The organism is Sulfuricurvum sp., assembly GCF_023229695.1.
Classification (GTDB): domain Bacteria; phylum Campylobacterota; class Campylobacteria; order Campylobacterales; family Sulfurimonadaceae; genus Sulfuricurvum.
Map to the genome: position 1 here is coordinate 98,232 of NZ_JALNYS010000007.1, position 17,978 is coordinate 116,209.

General features: G+C 48.7%; 21 protein-coding genes. 10 read left to right on the forward strand and 11 right to left on the reverse strand.

The genetic code is table 11. The features are described from left to right. Positions 1 to 10: 10 nt before the first annotated feature. Together M0P91_RS06480 and M0P91_RS06485 are read right to left on the reverse strand one after the other, a co-directional pair. The gene (locus tag M0P91_RS06480) at positions 11 to 1,156 is read right to left on the reverse strand and encodes an iron-containing alcohol dehydrogenase (RefSeq protein ID WP_295065833.1); all 1,146 of its coding nucleotides are present in this window, start codon (positions 1,154 to 1,156) and stop codon (positions 11 to 13) included. A 9-nt stretch (positions 1,157 to 1,165) separates the two neighbouring features. Then, on the reverse strand, positions 1,166 to 1,771 hold the full coding sequence (locus M0P91_RS06485) for an NAD(P)H-dependent oxidoreductase (RefSeq protein WP_295065835.1): 606 nt from the start codon (positions 1,769 to 1,771) through the stop codon (positions 1,166 to 1,168). 103 nt (positions 1,772 to 1,874) lie between these two features. On the opposite strand from M0P91_RS06485, the gene M0P91_RS06490 reads away from it, so the two are divergent. Both M0P91_RS06490 and M0P91_RS06495 read left to right on the forward strand, forming a co-directional pair. Beyond that, positions 1,875 to 2,225 carry a helix-turn-helix domain-containing protein gene (locus M0P91_RS06490; protein WP_295065837.1) on the forward strand — a complete coding sequence of 117 codons (351 nt, stop codon included), beginning with the start codon at positions 1,875 to 1,877 and terminating at the stop codon, positions 2,223 to 2,225. Positions 2,226 to 2,329: 104 nt separating this feature from the next. Continuing rightward, positions 2,330 to 3,103: a DNA-processing protein DprA gene (locus M0P91_RS06495; protein WP_295065839.1), complete on the forward strand. Its 774-nt coding sequence runs from the start codon at positions 2,330 to 2,332 to the stop codon at positions 3,101 to 3,103. 32 nt (positions 3,104 to 3,135) lie between these two features. On the opposite strand, the gene M0P91_RS06500 is transcribed toward M0P91_RS06495, so the two are convergent. From M0P91_RS06500 to hemW, 6 genes are all read right to left on the reverse strand, one after another. Beyond that, a complete protein-coding gene (locus tag M0P91_RS06500; RefSeq protein ID WP_295065841.1) occupies positions 3,136 to 3,459 on the reverse strand; it encodes a sulfite:cytochrome C oxidoreductase subunit B in 324 nt (107 codons plus the stop codon). Between the two features lie 10 nt (positions 3,460 to 3,469). Continuing rightward, positions 3,470 to 4,690 (reverse strand): molybdopterin-dependent oxidoreductase, encoded by a 1,221-nt coding sequence (locus tag M0P91_RS06505; protein WP_295065843.1) that lies wholly within the window; start codon positions 4,688 to 4,690, stop codon positions 3,470 to 3,472. 50 nt (positions 4,691 to 4,740) lie between these two features. After that, complete coding sequence (gene queA / locus M0P91_RS06510) at positions 4,741 to 5,817, reverse strand: tRNA preQ1(34) S-adenosylmethionine ribosyltransferase-isomerase QueA (RefSeq protein ID WP_295065845.1); 1,077 nt, start codon at positions 5,815 to 5,817, stop codon at positions 4,741 to 4,743. Further along, positions 5,795 to 6,577 carry a twin-arginine translocase subunit TatC gene (tatC, locus tag M0P91_RS06515; RefSeq protein WP_295065847.1) on the reverse strand — a complete coding sequence of 261 codons (783 nt, stop codon included), beginning with the start codon at positions 6,575 to 6,577 and terminating at the stop codon, positions 5,795 to 5,797. The genes queA and tatC overlap by 23 nt, the downstream gene beginning before the upstream one ends. Then, positions 6,577 to 6,972: a Sec-independent protein translocase protein TatB gene (tatB, locus tag M0P91_RS06520; RefSeq protein WP_295065849.1), complete on the reverse strand. Its 396-nt coding sequence runs from the start codon at positions 6,970 to 6,972 to the stop codon at positions 6,577 to 6,579. The genes tatC and tatB overlap by 1 nt, the downstream gene beginning before the upstream one ends. 134 nt (positions 6,973 to 7,106) lie before the next feature. Continuing rightward, on the reverse strand, positions 7,107 to 8,168 hold the full coding sequence (gene hemW, locus M0P91_RS06525; protein ID WP_295065851.1) for a radical SAM family heme chaperone HemW: 1,062 nt from the start codon (positions 8,166 to 8,168) through the stop codon (positions 7,107 to 7,109). Positions 8,169 to 8,238: 70 nt separating this feature from the next. On the opposite strand from hemW, the gene M0P91_RS06530 reads away from it, so the two are divergent. The 8 genes from M0P91_RS06530 to motB all read left to right on the forward strand — a co-directional run bounded on the left by M0P91_RS06530 (position 8,239) and on the right by motB (position 15,111). Beyond that, entirely contained in the window at positions 8,239 to 8,709 is a 471-nt protein-coding gene (locus M0P91_RS06530) for an RNA pyrophosphohydrolase (RefSeq protein WP_295065853.1), read from the forward strand. Further along, positions 8,709 to 9,920, forward strand: a complete 1,212-nt coding sequence (locus M0P91_RS06535) for an aspartate kinase (protein WP_295065855.1) — start codon at positions 8,709 to 8,711, stop codon at positions 9,918 to 9,920. The genes M0P91_RS06530 and M0P91_RS06535 overlap by 1 nt, the downstream gene beginning before the upstream one ends. Continuing rightward, entirely contained in the window at positions 9,920 to 10,468 is a 549-nt protein-coding gene (locus M0P91_RS06540) for a HobA family DNA replication regulator (RefSeq protein WP_295065857.1), read from the forward strand. Before M0P91_RS06535 ends, M0P91_RS06540 begins: the two co-directional genes overlap by 1 nt. Continuing rightward, on the forward strand, positions 10,455 to 11,078 hold the full coding sequence (locus tag M0P91_RS06545) for a DNA polymerase III subunit delta' (RefSeq protein ID WP_295065859.1): 624 nt from the start codon (positions 10,455 to 10,457) through the stop codon (positions 11,076 to 11,078). Before M0P91_RS06540 ends, M0P91_RS06545 begins: the two co-directional genes overlap by 14 nt. Beyond that, positions 11,068 to 12,207, forward strand: coding sequence for a dihydropteroate synthase (gene folP, locus M0P91_RS06550; protein ID WP_295065861.1), 1,140 nt, complete (start codon positions 11,068 to 11,070; stop codon positions 12,205 to 12,207). The genes M0P91_RS06545 and folP overlap by 11 nt, the downstream gene beginning before the upstream one ends. Before the next feature lie 3 nt (positions 12,208 to 12,210). Further along, a complete protein-coding gene (locus M0P91_RS06555) occupies positions 12,211 to 13,374 on the forward strand; it encodes a cation:proton antiporter (protein WP_295065863.1) in 1,164 nt (387 codons plus the stop codon). Between the two features lie 115 nt (positions 13,375 to 13,489). Further along, positions 13,490 to 14,260, forward strand: a complete 771-nt coding sequence (gene motA, locus M0P91_RS06560; protein ID WP_295065865.1) for a flagellar motor stator protein MotA — start codon at positions 13,490 to 13,492, stop codon at positions 14,258 to 14,260. 11 nt (positions 14,261 to 14,271) lie between these two features. Beyond that, on the forward strand, positions 14,272 to 15,111 hold the full coding sequence (motB, locus tag M0P91_RS06565; protein ID WP_295065868.1) for a flagellar motor protein MotB: 840 nt from the start codon (positions 14,272 to 14,274) through the stop codon (positions 15,109 to 15,111). A 409-nt stretch (positions 15,112 to 15,520) separates the two neighbouring features. Here the strand turns inward: motB and M0P91_RS06570 are convergent, their stop codons facing one another. From M0P91_RS06570 to M0P91_RS06580, 3 genes are read right to left on the reverse strand one after another with little or no spacing between them, the layout of a single operon-like run. Beyond that, positions 15,521 to 16,054: a peptidylprolyl isomerase gene (locus tag M0P91_RS06570; RefSeq protein ID WP_295065870.1), complete on the reverse strand. Its 534-nt coding sequence runs from the start codon at positions 16,052 to 16,054 to the stop codon at positions 15,521 to 15,523. Beyond that, positions 16,054 to 16,455 (reverse strand): peptide-methionine (R)-S-oxide reductase MsrB, encoded by a 402-nt coding sequence (msrB, locus tag M0P91_RS06575; RefSeq protein WP_295065872.1) that lies wholly within the window; start codon positions 16,453 to 16,455, stop codon positions 16,054 to 16,056. Before msrB ends, M0P91_RS06570 begins: the two co-directional genes overlap by 1 nt. Then, positions 16,436 to 17,911 carry a hypothetical protein gene (locus tag M0P91_RS06580; RefSeq protein ID WP_295065874.1) on the reverse strand — a complete coding sequence of 492 codons (1,476 nt, stop codon included), beginning with the start codon at positions 17,909 to 17,911 and terminating at the stop codon, positions 16,436 to 16,438. The genes msrB and M0P91_RS06580 overlap by 20 nt, the downstream gene beginning before the upstream one ends. Between the last annotated feature and the right edge of the window lie 67 nt (positions 17,912 to 17,978).

The following is a 17,978-nucleotide window of genomic DNA, read 5'->3' on the forward strand; positions in this document are numbered from 1 at the left end:
CTTCTCGTGTTTAAGCGTTTTTCAGTATCGTTGCTATGGTCTGGGAAGAGTATTGGGTACCCATTCCCCATAGAACCGCCAATCCATGCGCGTTGTCGGCAATTTCAGCGATACGTTCTGTCGGGATATCCGCTTCTGCCAAGGTTACCGGTGTTCCGATCGAGCTAAACCACGATTCCAATGCAGCAATCCCCTCATTGGCCGTGCCCAGTCCGAAGACCTCTTTGGCAAACCGTTCAAACTGGGCGGGGTTTTGCCCTTGGTACCATTTCATCCATGCCGGGATGACGATGGAAAGACCCGCACCGTGGGCGATGTTAAAGAGGGCAGAGAGGGCGTGTTCGATCATGTGGTTGGGGAAGTTTCCCCCCCCCGTCCCTGAATTGGTTAACCCGTTGAGCGCCTGGGTGGATGCCCATGCAAACTCGGCACGTGCGTCATAATTGAGCGGATCTTTGAGGAGAATTTCGGTCGTTTCGATGACCGTCTTGATGATCGATTCGACGAGACGCGATTGGAAATGGGGGTGAACGGTCGCCGTAAAATAGACTTCGATCGTATGGGCGATGATATCGGCTGCCGAATAGGCGAGGTATTCCGGGGTGACGCTCATCATCAGTTCGGGATTGATAACGGAAATTTTCGGATTGACGAGTACGGAGCTGATCGAGTATTTTTGTTTGGTCGCGTCGTTCATGACGACCGAGTTGCCGTTCATCTCGCTGGCGGTGGCTGCGAGGGTCATGACCGCATAGACGGGGAGTGCTTCGGTAATGGAGGCTTTCTGGATGAAAAAGTCCCATACATCCCCCTCATAGAGGGCTCCTGCGGCGATTGCTTTGGCCGAATCGACGACGGAGCCTCCGCCGACACCCAGAACCGCTTGAAGATCGTGCGATTTCACCCGATCGATTCCGTCGTGGACACGGGAGAGGAGGGGATTGCTGACGACGCCGTCTAGCTCTTCGTAGGTAATACCGGCATTTTTCAGACTGCTGATGATCCGCTCATAGAGGCCATTTTTTTTGATTGAACCGGTCCCGTAGACGAGGAGAAGACGTGTAATCCCCTGCTCGGCGATCATCGAACCGATGTTGTTTTCTTTCTCCCGTCCGAATTCGATTCGGGTAGGATTGTAATAGGTGAATGCATCCATAAAAATCCTTTAGAGTAGGGTGATGAGGTCGTTTAAATCGGAACGGTGACGCGGCTGCTGCTCTTGGACCCGGTATCCGAACGGAATCAGAAAGGGGACGCCGTAGAGGGATGTATCGATCCCCATAATCTTCTCGGCCGCTTCACGGTCAAATCCCTCGATCGGACACGAGTCGATCCCGATCGATGCCGCCGCCGTCATCATGTTGCCTCCGGCGATGTAGACCTGACGCGAAGACCAGCACTCCAGTGTCTCGTCGCTGTGAGGATCGATCCAGCTTGTATAGAGTTGGCGAAGTCCATCGGGGTAATGAAATTTCTCAAATTCGTTTTGGATGTATGCGTCGCTGGAGCGGACGGTTTTGCGGTAAGCGACGGCAACAAGTTCGGATGCCGTCGTGATCTGGGGCTGATTCCAGGCGATTGCCCGGATCGCTTCGCGCATTGCGGTGTCGCGGATCAGAAAAAAATGCCACTGCTCCATCCCGAATGAACTCGGGCTGAGGCGTCCTGCTTCGAGGATAAACGTCAGGTCTTCCGGACTAATTTGTTTTGTGTCGTCAAAAAGTTTACAGGCATGACGGAAATGGAGTGCTGTTTCAAAATCGTTTCGCATAAAAAGCTCCTTTAGGGGTATGTCAGGTGAGATTCTATAGGATACGGTATTAACTGTCAAGAACGTACTAAAAAGTACTGTACATACTAAAAGGTAACTATAGATGAATGGTGAAACGCGATTTAGCTGCCCCTTTGAACTTACCATCGAATTGATCGGCGGAAAGTGGAAAGGGTTGATCTTGTGGCATCTGCTGGAGAAAAAAGTACTGCGTAACGGAGAGATGCTCCGTCTAATGCCCCGTATCACCCAAAAGATGTTGACGCAGCAGCTTCGGGAGATGGAGGAAAACGGTTTGCTCACCCGCGTCATTTACGAACAGGTACCGCCGAAAGTGGAGTACAGCCTCACGCCGCACGGCGAAGCGCTGCGTCCGATACTCGATATGATGATCGGTTGGGGTGTGGAGTATGCCCAGGAGAAAAATATTAGGCTTGCGTGTAGCAGTCATTAAAAAGGGGAAGAAATCGCTTCAAAAGGGTAAAATATTACATTATGCCAATTTTTGGAGAGGTTTCCAAATAGTGGTTAGAGTATTAAAAACAGATGGACAATGGCATGGAACCGATCGATTTTTATATTTCTGAATTGGATGCAATGAAAAAATATCCGGAAACACTCTATTGCCGGGGCAATAGGGAGCTTCTAAATCGGCGCAGGGTATCAATCATCGGCAGCCGGAAACCCAATCCGTATACCCAGCAGATGACCCATCGGCTTGCCAGCGAATTGTCCCGAGTCGGGGTCTGTATTGTCAGCGGCGCGGCGATGGGGGTGGACGCGATTGCCCATCGCGGAGCCGGCAGCGACAATACCATCGCCGTATTGCCGTGCGGAATCGATCTGCGCTATCCGGCTATCAATAAGCCGCTTTTGGAGAGCATTGAAAAAAACGGTTTAACGATCAGCCCGTTTAAACCCGGATTTCAGGCCACAAACTGGAGTTTTGTCGTTCGAAATGAGTTGGTCGTCGCATTGGGGGAGGTATTGATCGTGATGCAGGCCGATATCGGGAGCGGAAGCATGCGAAGTGTCGAATATGCTCAACAGATGGGGAAAAAGATCTATGTTCTCCCCCATCGGATCGGTGAGAGCGAAGGGTCAAATCGTTTGGCGGCAGAGGGGAAAGCCGAAATGATCTATGAGATGGACCGTTTTGTCGGAAAATTCGGAACGGTTCATTCGCCGATCGACAAAAAAGACCCGTTTTTACTCTTTTGTGCGAGACGACCGACATACGAAGAGGTGGTAGCGGCATTTCCGCAGAGGATATTCGAAGCGGAACTAAGCGGTGTGATTGAGGTGCAAAACGGAAGGGTAATCGTAGTATAAACGGCCTGCCTCAAAAGAGGAGGCGGAAGCGGTTAACGGTGCCCTGAAGCACTTTCGTAGCCGTAGTGTTTGACGAGGTAGTTGATGATGATCTGCTGATCCTCTTTCGGGATCGGCGCTTTGAACTCGTTGACCATTTTAGAGACGGTACCGGTCCAGTAGGGGCGGCTTTTTTTCCCTTGATTGAGGACGTAGCCGAACGAGTGGCAGATGAGGCAGTATTGCTGCAGCACTTCGTCATGATCCCCTTTTTCGATCGGGTAGTCGATGTAGGGCATCTCAATCGGTTTGGCAACCTGAGCAAACAGGGCCGATGTGCTGAAGAGTAATCCGGCGATCAGTAATTTTATTTTCATAATCCCCCCCTTACACTATTTTTACATTGACGGAGTCAACGGCATTGTATTGATATCCGCCGGCATTCCAGCCGATGTCTTCGGGGAGGGGCTGAATGTTTCCGATACGGTTGATCGCGCGGACCATAATCGTGTATTCCCCTTTGGCTTTCGGTTCCCAGACAAACGTCCACGGACGGTAGGCAAATTTGCCGTAATCTTTTTCCAAAGCGGTAGGGCTCCAGCTTTTTCCGCCGTCGACGGAGATCATCACCTCTTTAATCCCTTTCCCCTGATCGAAGGCGACGCCGGTCACTTTAACACGGGACCCTTTTTTGATGATGGTATTGGGGGTCGGATAGCCGATAACCGATTTGACTTTCATCACGGCGATCGGTTTGCGTTTGTACTCGAAATCGCTTCCGGAGATGACACATTCGCAGTCATTGTCGGGGACGGTATAGGCGACGTCCATAAAGAACGATTTGCGGTATTGATCCATGACGGTGATCTCGGAGAGCATTTTGACCCAGCTGTCGGAGAAGTGTCCCGGGATAACCAGACGCAGCGGAAATCCGTTGAGATACGGCAAATCTTCCCCGTTCATCGAGTAAGCGACGATGATCTCTCCGCTGAGAGCTTCGTCAATCTCCATTTCACGAAAAAACTTCGGTGTTTCATCGACGGCCGGTTTCTCAAGACCGTTAACCCCGACAAATCGGGCTGAGCCTTTGACGCCGGCGCGGTTTAGAATATCTTTGAGGCGTACCCCTTTCCAGATCGCACACCCCATCGCACCGTGGCCCCATTGGACGCCGTGGGTCGCCTGGCCGGTTGCGGCATAATACTTGCGGCTGTTACCGCCGCATTGGAGGACGGAGGTGATCTCTACGGGCTCGAATTTGGATTTCAGATCATCGACACTCAGAGAGAGGGGGGTTTCAACCGCCCCTTGTACCTGAAGACGAAATTCATTCAAATCGATGTACGTCGGAATATCGGGCATATGCCAGCGGACGAAAAACTGATCGTTCGGAGTGATCGCCCGGGTGAAAATATCGCGCGGCGATTCGAGTAGCGGCGGACGGTCCGAGATCACTTTAAGGGGTTTTTTTTCCGGAAACGCAATGGTAGGGGGGACAAACTCATGCGATTCGGTGACGATTTTTTGTGAGGTTTCTTTCCCCAATAGGGTAGATGCGCCGAGAATCAGGCCGGCACCTAAGAAATTTCTGCGGTTAAGTGGATCCATAAAAATGCCTTGAAAAGGAATGTCACAATATTATCATAATTAGAATGAATTTAGAGTATAAGCATCGCATCGCCGTAGGAGAAAAAGCGGTATTTTTGATCAATCGCCTCTTGATAGATGCGGTGGGTCTCTTTCAGCCCTACAAACGAGGCGACGAGCATCAGGAGCGTCGATTTTGGGAGATGAAAATTGGTCAGCAGATGGTTGACCCGCAAGGGGGGATTGAGCGGGTGCAAGAAGAGGTTGGCCTCTCCGCTGCATTCATCGGTTCGGACATGATATTCGACCGTACGGGTGGAGGTGGTTCCGACACACAGTAACGGGGCAGAACTTTCGATGATCGTTTTTGCCGATGTGCCGATTTTAAAATACTCCGAATGCATCGGATGATCGGTAATGAGGGCGGCTTCGACCGGTTTAAAAGTGCCCGAGCCGACATGCAGCGTAACAAAGGCGTGCGGATGGGATGCGCATACGGATTCAAACAATGCATCGGTAAAATGGAGCGATGCGGTCGGAGCGGCGACGGCCCCTTCGTTGTGCGCAAAGACGCTTTGATATTCCCGTTCATCTTCGGTATCGTCTTCACGTCCCAGATAGGGGGGGAGGGGGATATGCCCTATTTTTTCCAAGATGGGGAGAAGCTCTTCAAATCGAATCCGACTATTTCGAAGATAAAAATTGACTTCCCTCGAACCGTCTTCATTCAAGGTTGTTACGCGGGCAGTGAGGTCGGCATCAAAAAGGAGGCGGGTACTAATTTTCACTCGTCCTTTGATGTAAACATTTATTGCATACGCATCAAGGGGGCGGTTGATAAGGAGTTCTATCGCTCCGCCGCTCTCTTTTTTCCCGTAAAGTCTAGCTTTGATAACTTTGGTGTCGTTAAAAATAATCCCGCACTGTTGCGGCAAAAATGATTCCAATGCATCAAAGCGGGCATGAATAATCGTTTTATCGGATCGGTTATAGACGAGGAGACGGGCATGGTCTCTGGGGTGGATCGGATGGGTCGCTATGAGCTCATCGGGAAGATGGTATGTATAGCTTTCGCTCAGCAGGGGGTCGGTGGGACGGGAATGCCCCTCCTTTGAAGCAACCTCTTTAATCAATGGTCTCTTCTTCATCTTCAGCAATATACGGTTCCTCTTTAGGGGCCGGATTGACGGCACGGACGATCAGAATCGAAACACCGTAGAGGAGGATAAGCGGCATCGCCATCAAAATTTGGGTAATAACGTCCGGAGGGGTGAGAATGGCGGCGATGATAAAGATTAAAACGATGGCGTAGCGAAAGAATCCGGTCATCATTTTATCATCAATCAATCCCAAAAGGGCGAGGAAATAACAGATAACAGGAAGTTCAAAAGAGAGGCCGAATCCGAACATGATTTTGGTGAAAAATTCGACATAGTCTTCGATGTTGATCATCGGGACGAAGGAGGCGCTGCCGAAGGCGATCAGATAGCTAAATCCAAACGGCGTGACGACGTAATAGGCAAAAGCAGCCCCCATCACAAACATGACCGTTCCGCCGACAACAAACGGTATGAGCATTTTTTTCTCATTCGCATAAAGCCCCGGTGCCACAAAAAGCCATATTTGGGTCAGTATGACGGGGAGTGCGGCAAGCAGCCCCGAGAAGAAGGAGACTTTCATGGCGACGAAAAACGTTCCCCCCAGTTGAGTGGTGGTGATCATCCCCTCAGCTGCTTTATGAGAGACTTTGGCAACGGAAGCAATGGCATCAGCAAGGGGTGCCGTTATCCATCCCAAAAGCGCTTCGTGAAAATTAAACATGACAAAAAACATGATGATGACGGCGGCTACGCTGATACCGAGTCGTTTGCGCAGTTCGGCTAAATGGGGTTTTAAATCTTCAAACATTAGACATTCTCTTCTTGAACGGATTTGGCTTTAGGGGTGAAAGTGATCACTTCCGCCTCCTTCGGTGCTGCCGGAGCCGGTGCAGGGGCGTTGAGATCCAAATCATTTTTAAGGACATTGAGTTCGCTCCCGATTTCGGTGACGCTTGCCATCCGTTCGAGTTCGGCACTCGCGTCGGTGAGCTCTTTTTTATAGTTAAGGGCATCTTGCTTCATCTCGGAAAACTTCATCTCCTCTTCGAGGGTAGTACGTGCGGAGGAGACGGTATTTTTGACACTTCGGAAAAATTTGGCGATCTCCACCATCGTCGAGGGGAGCTTGTCCGGACCTAAAAACAGTACCGCGATAATCGCGATGAGGAAAATTTCACCTAATCCCATTCCAAACATAGTCATAATCCTGCATAAAGTTTTTTACATTCTGCCTCGTAGGGGCAAGCTTTAGTGCCTCAGCGGCTAGCGTAGCCGAACGAGAGCTCTGCTCCATCGGCATTTTAAACGAATAGCGGCGATTTTATCAAAATAAAGTTTTAATATCCCTCAACCCGGAGGGCAATTTCATCGGCCAAAAGAAAATCCGGGTTAAAATAGCGCCCCTCCCGGTACTCCAGCATCCCCTCCCTTTTCAGAAGATCCGCCTGTGCTTTTTGCTTAGGGGACAAAATTGATTCGTCTACTCCGATACAGCTTCGAAACCCCAAAAAAAGTTTTTCCCCCAGACGGGCACTCTCATCCAAATGCTCTTCGTAAATTTCAAGCGGATGGGAGATGTAGCGGTCGACGTCACGTGAGGGGTAAAAACGTCTATCGTTTAAAAAACCGACCGCTCCGCTTCCTAAACCGATATAGTTTTTCGATTCCCAATACCCCAGGTTGTGGCGTGAACGGGTGAGGCCGAAATTGGAAATTTCATAGTGCTCAAACCCTTGTTTGGTAATTTCATCGAAAAGCCATTGGGTTAATTCGAGCTCTTCGTGGGCGAGCTGGGGTGTTTTTTCAAAGGCGGTCTCCTCTTCGATCGTCAGGGAGTAGAGGCTGATATGATCGATCGGCAGGGCAAACGCTTGTGCCAGATCGTTTGCCAGCAGTTCTTTGGTATCTCCCCGTACTCCGTAAATCAGATCGACCGAGAGGCGGTCGAACCCGATTTCGTGGCCGTTTCGAATCGCATTTAGCGCGTGAGCGGTGTTGTGGGCGCGCCCGAGCGTTTTTAGTTTTTGATCATCAAAGCTTTGTACTCCGAAGCTGATCCGATTGACTCCCAGCGCGTGCATCCCCTCCAGCCACTCTTTCGTCGCGCTGTTGGGGTTGGCCTCCGAAGTGATTTCGGCATCGTTGATGAGAAAAGGGCGAAACATATCAAAAATTTCCCTATAAAGGGATGGATCGACGGTAGAGGGGGTCCCCCCGCCGATAAAAACGGTTTCGATAGGGTTGGCGACGCTGACCTCGAACCGTTCAAGTTCATAACGGAGCTGCCGGGTGAGGGAACGCATGTAGTGTTCCCTCCGGGCAAATTTATCGACGTAGGAATTAAAGGCACAATAGGAACACTTACTGTCACAAAAAGGGATATGAATGTATAAAAGCATATCGAATTATACTTTTTTAATCGTGAATACTTTACAATACGACTCCAAATCAATGAAAAGATTGTTAGCTATGAACCAAACGAAATTTTATCGTCCCAATGTTGCTGCGGTAATTGTTTCGAGCGATTACCCTTCGGTCAAAAAGGTATTTATCGCCGAACGGAGTGACTTGGCCGGCGTTTGGCAATTCCCGCAAGGGGGGATTGATGAGGGAGAATCGAGCGAAGAGGCACTTTTCCGAGAACTCAAAGAGGAGATCGGAACCAAAAAAGTGGAGATTATCGCGGAATATCCGGAATGGATCGCGTACGATTTCCCCTCCCATATTGCCCAGAAAATGGCTCCGTTTTCAGGGCAGAAACAGCGCTACTATCTTGTTCGGTTAAAAGAAGGTGCGGTAATCAATCTGGAGACAAAACATCCGGAGTTCAAACGGTACCGCTTTGTCGGGATCGATGAATTGCTGGGGCATACCGCCCATTTTAAAAAACCGGTCTATGATCAAGTTATTTCACATTTTAGAGCCAAGGGATATCTGTAATGCTTATTGTACAAAAATTCGGCGGGACAAGCGTCGGTGATCTGGATCGGATCCAAAACGTCGCCGCACGTGTTTCTCAAACACTTCAAGAAGGGCATCAGGTCGTTGTCGTCGTTTCGGCAATGAGCGGTGAGACCAACAAGCTGATCGCGTATGCCGAACACTATACCGACTCTCCGGAACGCCGCGAAGTCGATATGCTTCTCAGCTCCGGTGAACGGGTCACGGCGGCACTCCTCTCTATCGCCCTCAATGCGATGGGGCATAAAGCGGTATCGATGAGCGGACGCCGTGCGGGGATCGTGACGGATAACGTCCATACGAAAGCGCGTATCGAAATGATCGATCCCTCTTCGATGCATACCGAGCTTGCTAGAGGGAAAGTGGTCGTAGTCGCCGGATTCCAGGGGATGAGCGAAGAGGGCAACGTTACGACGCTGGGGCGCGGAGGATCGGATCTCTCCGCCGTAGCGATCGCCGGAGCCCTCGAAGCCGATTTGTGCGAAATCTATACCGATGTCGACGGGATCTATACGACCGATCCGCGTATCGAGCCCAAAGCACGTAAAATGGACAAAATCAGTTACGACGAGATGCTGGAACTTGCCTCTTTGGGGGCAAAGGTGCTTCAAAACCGTTCCGTTGAACTGGCTAAAAAACTGAATGTCAATCTGGTCACCCGCTCCAGTTTTACCAATGCGGAAGGGACACTTATTACAAAGGAAGAGAATATTATGGAAAAACCACTTGTCAGCGGTATTGCGCTTGATAAAAACCAGGCACGTGTTTCCCTTTCAGGGGTTATTGACCGTCCGGGGATCGCTTCGGACATTTTTACCGGTTTGGCGGACAACAGCGTTAATATTGACATGATTATCCAAACGCTGGGGTATGATGGGAAGACAAGTCTGGATTTTACCGTCCCCAAAACGGAATTGATCGATGCGAAAAATGTCGTGGAAACGTTTATCGCTAAAGGGGAAATCAAGGAAGCGAGTTACGATGAGTGTATCTGCAAAGTCTCTATCGTCGGTGTCGGGATGAAATCGCATACGGGTGTTGCGGCAAAAGCGTTTCAGACCATGGCACACGAAAATATCAATATTATGATGATTTCGACCTCCGAGATCAAAGTGTCGATGGTGATCGATGAAAAATATGCGGAACTTGCGGTACGATCTCTTCACAGTGCGTATGCCTTGGATCAATAGTGCGCCATTTTGAAGAGTGGACATTAAAAACGATACGCTCTGAGGGGACCGCCATGAGCTGGTTCGAAGAGCGCCGCTTTGAATGGACCCCTTCGGTTGCCAATGCCCTTGAGCAGGTGATGGGGGGCAAAAGTATCGTCCTCATTACGGATCACGATCGGGATTGGTTTTCCCATTATATTATTGCCTCCTTGAATAAAAAAAATCAAGACCGTCCGATGATCCCTATTGTTTCTATGGATGCCTTGTACCCCCATTACGACTATTTAAGCAGTGATGAATCGATCGATATGCTGACCGATATGCTGGAGCTGACGTTTCACGCAGAGTATTTCTTCTGGTATATCGGCAGAGGGGATGAACGCAGAGCGGAAATTGCCAAGCGCAAGAGTAACAGTTTGCTGTGGATCATGGATGAAAATTTTCAAAACGCTTTGATTCTCCGTTCGTATGACCCCTTGATCGATATTAAGCTGCTACAGATGTACCGCCTTTTTGATAAAACTCTCAGTTCGGTCCTTTTCGGAGAGATCAATGTTCGCGAGTGAACGGGGAGGGATCCTCATTACCCGGGATATCGAAGAGCGTGCCAAAGCGCTGGAGGAGTCGATTCACCCTTTGCGTTCCGTCTTATTTATACGCGACGACTTTAAAATCGAAGATGCCAAAGAGGTTATCGCCGAAGCGTATAAAAGCGAAGAGAAGACCAAGACGCTGATCCTCGGGGCAAAAACTTTTACAATACCCGCCCAAAATGCCCTGCTGAAAATTCTTGAAGAGCCTCCGCGAAACATCCGGTTTATTTTACTCGCTCCGAATAAAAGCACATTTCTCCCTACCGTACGTTCCCGTCTGACCCTGACTCAGGAGTTGGAAGAGAGGGTGTTTGAACCCTTACCCCTTTCTTTGGTATCCTTGGACCTTGCGGCATTGTTTGCTTTTGTCAAAGAGCACGAAAAGCTCAAAAAACATGAAGCAAAAGCTTTGGTCACGCAGCTTTTCCATCACGCTCTCCATTATGAGGGGATCGCTTTGAGGGCACCGCAGCTTGAAGGGTTTGATAAAGCGTTACGTCTGGTAGAGCTAAACGGGCGGTTTCAAAGTATTTTAGTCATGCTTTTGATGAATTTTTTGAAAGAGGTCAAACGTGCACGTTGAAAAACTCGGTAACTCCATCGATCTGCCCCATTTTCTTAAACAATTGGGCGTTGACGGCGGAGGGGTATCGATATTGCGGGATAAGGGGACGCTTCATCTGCTGTATATTAGCGATCTGCATGTCGGTGCCGCCAATATCCTCAAGCAAGATGCCCTGAGCATCGGTGCCGATCTTGCCGTCCCCAAAGGGACGGTAATCGCATCGCAAAGTCGGGTTAACGCGCTGTTAATCGCGAAGCAGCGGCAGCTGCAGGAGTTGGCAAAAAAAGAGCGTGCACAGCCTTTTGGCCTTAAACTTCTTGCCGAGTCGCTGGAGGGGTATTGCCGCATGCCGTTTCCCAAAAAAGTTGAGGTGATGGGGATTATTAATGCCAATGAGGACAGTTTTTATCAATCGAGCCGTTTTCAGGGGGGTGATGCCGTCCGCAAAATTGAGGAGATGATAGAAGAGGGTGCCGACATTATCGATATCGGGGGGGTATCGAGCCGTCCGGGAAGCGTGGGGGTGGATGCATCCGAAGAGCTGAACAGGCTTCGTCCGATTATCGATGCCCTTTATGCCGAACGTTTGTATGAAAAAGTACGGTTTAGTCTGGACAGTTTTGAACCCGTCGTTATCGCGTATGCTCTGGAGAGGGGTTTCTCCATCATCAACGATATAACGGGATTTTCCAACGATGACGTGATCAAACTGTGCGCCGCGTACGGTGCGCGCGGAGTGATTATGCACATGCAGGGGAACCCTCAGACGATGCAGCGGGACCCCTCGTATCATTCGGTTCTTCATGAAGTGGAACTTTTTTTCCGCGACCGCCTTGCGAAAGCGGAATCGTTCGGGGTCAAGGATGTGATACTCGACACGGGGATCGGATTTGGCAAACGTCTTGAAGATAATTTAGCCCTCATCACCCATCAAAGCCATTTTTTGGCACTGGGCAAGCCGCTGCTTGTCGGGGCAAGCCGAAAATCGCTGATAGATGCCGTTTCGAAAAGCTCCGGTGCGCAACGGCTCCCCGGAACCTTGGCGATCCATCTCAAAGCGGTTCAGGAGGGGGCCTCCGTAGTACGGGTTCATGATGTGAAAGAGCATGTGCAGGCCCTTAAGCTCTGGCAAGCGTTAAAAGGATAGCCGTTGAGCAATACCGTTGTTATAATTACCCTGTCGTTATTGGTTTTGTTATCGCCGTTTTTATCGCGTATTGTCCGAATTCCGGTTGTTGTTGTAGAAATTTTATTGGGGTGTCTCGCAGGGTACTTTGGTCTATTGGTCGAAAATGAGCTCTTTAAAATTATCGCCAAAGTCGGGTTTTTGTACCTGATGTTTCTCGCGGGGATGGAGGTGAATCTAAAAGAGTTCGGATTCGCCAAATCGTCGTTATTGCGTCGCACAATCATCTATTTTGCAATGCTGTACGGATGTTCGTTGGCCCTCTTTTTGTATTTTAATCTGAGTTCCGTTTATTTAGTCGCTTTTCCGATCTTTTCGTTGGGGATGCTGATGGCATTGGTTAAAGAATACGGTAAAAACCAGCCGTGGCTAGCACTGGCATTGAACATCGGAATCATCGGTGAATTGGTCAGTATTATGGCCCTAACCATTCTCAGCGGGGGATTGGAATATGGGTATACGCGCGAATTTGCGTTTAAACTTGGCGGACTGTTTGCTTTTTTAATTGGATTTGTCCTTTTCTTTCGGGGGATAAGAATCTTATTTTGGTGGTACCCCGGACTTAAAACACTGATTATGCCGCATGATGACGGTAAAGATCAGGATGTCCGTTTTTCGATGGCATTGATGTTTATTATGGTCGCTGTGATGCTCTATCTTAAGATAGATGTCGTTTTGGGGGCATTTTTAGCGGGGACGTTTGTCGCTGCTTATTTCAAACATAAAACTGAGTTGCCCGAAAAGCTCTCCTCTTTCGGTTTCGGATTTTTAGTCCCGATTTTTTTTATCCATGTCGGTTCAACTCTTGCGTTGGATGCATTTACCGATCCGCAAACACTCGGATTGGCATTGTTTATTGCGGGTGCGATTATCGGGATTCGCCTCATAAGCTCATTGGTGGCGTACGGCGGATATTTGGGACTTAAAAATACAATATTGTTTTCTTTAAGCGATTCGATGCCGTTGACATTTACCGTAGCCATTGCGACTTTAGGGTACGAAGCGGGGGCTATTACCCATAATGAGTATTACTCCTTTATTGTCGCCAGTATGGGGAGCGGAATTTTTTTAATGATTGCGATCAAAATTCTTTATACCGTTTTTTATCCGAATAAAGGGCAAAAGTAGAGTGCCGTTAATAATTTTTAGTGAAAACAAGGTACAATCGACTCTCATTTAGAAAATACAATATTGCCCTCTTTGGGAGGGTGAACTAACTGTTTCGGGGATGAAAGGGGGACGTGTGGATTTAACAACGATATTAGGGATTTTGGGAGCAATCGCCTCTATCTCCATCGGTGACTTGATGGAGGGGGGGAACCCCGTTCACGTTGTCCATATTACATCACTGATCATCATTATTCCTACCACGCTGTTGGCGTCGATGGTCAGTACCGATCCCGAATACATCAAAGGGGCATGGAAAAACGTGGGGATGAATTTTAAAAAATCTCCGGTTAATCTGCATGAACGTATCAAAGAGATCGTTGAGCTTGCTTTGATGGCACGGCGGGACGGATTGCTCTCTTTGGAGAAAAAAGTGGCCGAACTCGACAATGCCTTTCTAAAGCAGGGACTTAGCATGGCGGTAGACGGAAACGAGATCGAAACGATCGAAGCAACCCTTGAGGCCGTTATCGAAGAGACGGAAGAGTATTGGCACGGTTGCGCCCATTATTGGATACTCGCTGGGGAGACTTCCCCCGTTATGGGGCTTGTCGGGGCCGTTTTGGGGCTTATTTTAGCCCTTCAAAAGTTGGACAACCCTGCTGAAATGGCACAGGGTATCGCCGGTGCGTTTACCGCAACCGTAACGGGGATTTTCGGTGCATACGTTCTTATCGGGCCGATGGGAAATAAAATGAAGGCGAAATCGCATCACATTGTCAAAGAACAAAAGTTGATGCTAGAGGGGATTATCGGAATTGTTCATGGGGATAATCCCCGTACCCTTGAGGCTAAACTCCTTAATTTTCTTTCGCCTGCGGAAGAAAAACATAGCCAATTTACATAATGGTCGGTTGAATGGGCAAGAAAAAATGCAAAAAATGTCCAGAGTGCCCGGCAGGGGAAAAATGGGCAGTCCCTACCGCTGACTTTTTCAGTTTGCTTCTGGCCTTGTTTATTGCCCTGTATGCACTTGCTTCAGTCAATAAAGAGAAGTTGCAGTCGGTCAAAGAGGAATTTGTTAAAATTTACGATTACGCCCCGGCTCCGGAGACTATTTCTCCGGTCGTGAAGATGGAGAGTGAATCCAAACCGACACCGGAAGCGACCGGGGCCCCGAGCGGACAAGCTCCGGTTGCGGATGGGGGGGCACTTTTGGTAGGGGCACCTCCTACTCCGAGCGCCCCCGCCGGTGCCATCACTAAAATACAGCAGGATATGCAAGATGCCTCGATGGGTGAGGGACCTTTGGATCAGAGCCTGGAAGGGGTATTGTTAAAACTTCCGGCAACGATTCAGTTTCGAGGTGCCAATACGACGATTGATGATGAAAATATGCATCTGTTTATTAAGCGGATAGCGGATATCATCAATACCCTTCCTCCGAGCGTCGATATTTCGGTGCGCGGATACACCGACGATCTTCCGACCCGAAGCGCTCCGTACCGGGATAATATGGAACTCTCAAGTGCCCGTGCCGCGACGGTTGTTCGAGAATTGATCAAAAACGGTGTTTCTCCTGAACGGTTGTCTTCTGCCGGATTCGGTTCATCCAAGCCGATTGTATCGAATACGAATGAATCCAATCGTGAAAAAAATCGGCGCGTAGAGTTTTACATGTTTGTTTCAAACGATAAGCCGCTGGATACGAAAAAGCAGCAAAACATTCTGGATGCCCTCTCTAAAATGACAAAATGATTTTTTTAACTGATGTTACGCACTTTCTGGGCAAAGCCCATAAAGTGGCAGGGACAGATGTCCCTACAACCCCCTAAAGCTACCCGTATCTTTCGGATACGGGAGATTGACTCCCCTTGAAGTACCCGTTAAGGCAAGACGCGTAAGGTCAGTTTGTAACTGATGTTACGCACTTTCTGGGCGAAGCCCAGAAAGTGGCAGGGGATAGTTTAACCCCCAAAACAAGCGAAGCGCTCCCGAAGGGATGTTTCCTGAAACGCTACCCGTATCTTTCGGATACGGGAGATTGACTCCCCTTGAAGTACCCGTTAAGGCAAGACGCGTAAGATCAGTTTTCAAGATAGGCTGAGGTTTTGATAAGGGCAATGAGGGAGTCTGGATTCTAGGTTTGCCTCAAATGAGGCAAAATTTAGGGGAGAAGTGTTGCTTTAATGATTTTTTGTGTCTGAAGAGGGCGGTCTCCGCCGTTTTGACCGTTGGTTGGAACTTTATTCAGTTTTGCCAATACGCCCATTCCCGATACGACACGTCCAAAGATCGTATGGTATCCGTTTAGCCACGGTGTCGCGGCCGTAGTGATAAAAAATTGGCTTCCGTTGGTGCGAGGCCCTGCATTGGCCATGGCCAAAATCCCTTCCTGATCAAAAACAACTCCCGATTTGAATTCGTCTTTAAACGGTTTTTTCCAGATGGATTCGCCGCCGGCACCGGTACCGGTCGGATCGCCCCCTTGAATCATGAAATTTTTGATAATACGATGGAAGGTCAGTCCGTCATAATAGCCGTTTTTGACATGGGTAGTAAAGTTTTCTACCGCTAAAGGGGCTACATCTTCGTACAATTCAAGGGTAAGATCCCCTTGCGTTGTTTGAAGGGTGACACGCGGATGGGAAGCCGCAAAACTAAGAACGGATGTTAAAAGCAACGTGATGAGGTAACGCATTAAGACTCCTGATTTCGTGGTGTAAAGATGAGACAAACGGAATTGATGCAATAGCGAAGCCCTGTCGGAGGAGGACCATCCGTAAAGAGATGTCCCAGATGGGCATCACAGGCTGCACACAGCACTTCGACACGAATCATACCATGTGTAGCGTCACGTTTCTCTTCAAGCGCTGAAACCGATACCGGAGAATAAAAACTTGGCCATCCTGTTTCGGAATCAAACTTTGTCGCAGAATCGAATAGCGGGGTGCCGCAGCATACGCATTGATAAACACCGTCTTCTTTGAATGAGGCATATTGACCGCTAAAGGGGGGCTCTGTACCGTGTTGTCGTGTTACCCGATACGCGTCGGGAGCAAGGAGCTCCTGCCACTCTTGGTCAGTTTTCGTAATTTTCATCGGATATATCCTTGCGGATTGAATTTTTATCGGTGATTATAGTAAGGGATTCTGATGCACGGCTTAGTGCGATAGAATAGTTGGGATCCATCGGATCGCATCCAAGCAAGAGGACATGTTCTCTGCAAAGGGGGGCAATCGCGTCCGTAGTCGCGATAATAATGGAATCGAGGTCTTGGTATTGCAAACTGGACGAAAGGGTAATCGGACGGCAGTTAAGATGAAAATAGGTATCAATCGCCTCTTTTACGGTGTTTAATACTTCCTGTGAAGGAACGATAATCAAGAGTTCCGAGGGGATCGAAGAGAGCAGTTGCCGTCGCACATGTATGAGCAAGGTGAGGAGTAAACGGCTCTCTTTGGAATAAATGAGCTTCGGGGTAATTAAATGGCGAAAATGATCCGAAAGGGTAAATGCCGTTTCGTTTAGAACCGGCAGAATTGTGCTCATCAATAGCCACCGCTTTGTCTGATGGTGCTGAAGTTTTTGAAGTAGATGTGCTTCAAGAAGATGGCTGTCGTCGCATAAAATAATGGAAGCATCCTGAAAACCTTTTAGATCTTCGATCCGATTATTGTTGTCTGCATTGCTGCAATAAGGGGTATAAAAAGAGAGGGCTCCGATATCGATACGAACCGCTCCGTATTCAAGAAGGGAGATGAGTTCATTTCGCAAGAGCTCTCCTCCCAACCGAGTCGGCGTAATAATCATTATTCTCTCTTGCGGATTTGCAAGGAGAAGGGAGAGCGCTTTTCGAATCAACAGGGTACTTTTCCCGCTTCCCTCACCTCCGGAAAGGGTTGTAACTCCTTGAAACCGGGATGCAAGAAAGAGGTTTTGCTGAGGGGTAAGGAGCGCTCCGGAGGGATTAAGCGGTGAGGGGAGGATGAGGGTATGGGAATTTAAAGCGCCGATGATTTTCAGAAAGGAGTAGGGCTCAGATTGATAGTCGCCGATAGCATACACTTTTGTCTGAACGGATTCGGGTGTCTCATCGCTGAAGAGCAGATGGCTTTTGGGTAAAAATTGATGAAACGAGGGGTCGAGAGTATCAAACTCTTTTTCAGTGATGTTCTGCAGCCAGATAAAACGGTAAATCGGGGTTGTGTCAAAAGAGAGAACATCTTCAAGTTTGCGTCGGACCCGGGATTCGATGGCTTCAAAACGGGTCGCGGAGGGGCGTTTGATTTGTCGTGACGCACGCTGTACGGTCGCATTTTTTAATTCTGAAGGGTGCCAGGAGATTCTTTCCCCTAAAAAAATACCAAAATTCGGAAGAAAAATCAACAGATGAATGGGGGTGATATTGTTGTTATGAAAAAGGTGAAAATCCGAATAGATTTCTCCCCCTTCATTACGGACAAATGTTTCCAACACAAGATTGGCGGCCGTTTCGGGCTGATGGTGTTGTTGCGGTTGTGAAGAGGTTAATCGAGTAAAAAAAGAGGACAACACCCATGTAGCCTTTAGACGCTATTATAGTTTATTGCGTTAATTATAGCGAAGGGGAGATAAAGATCAA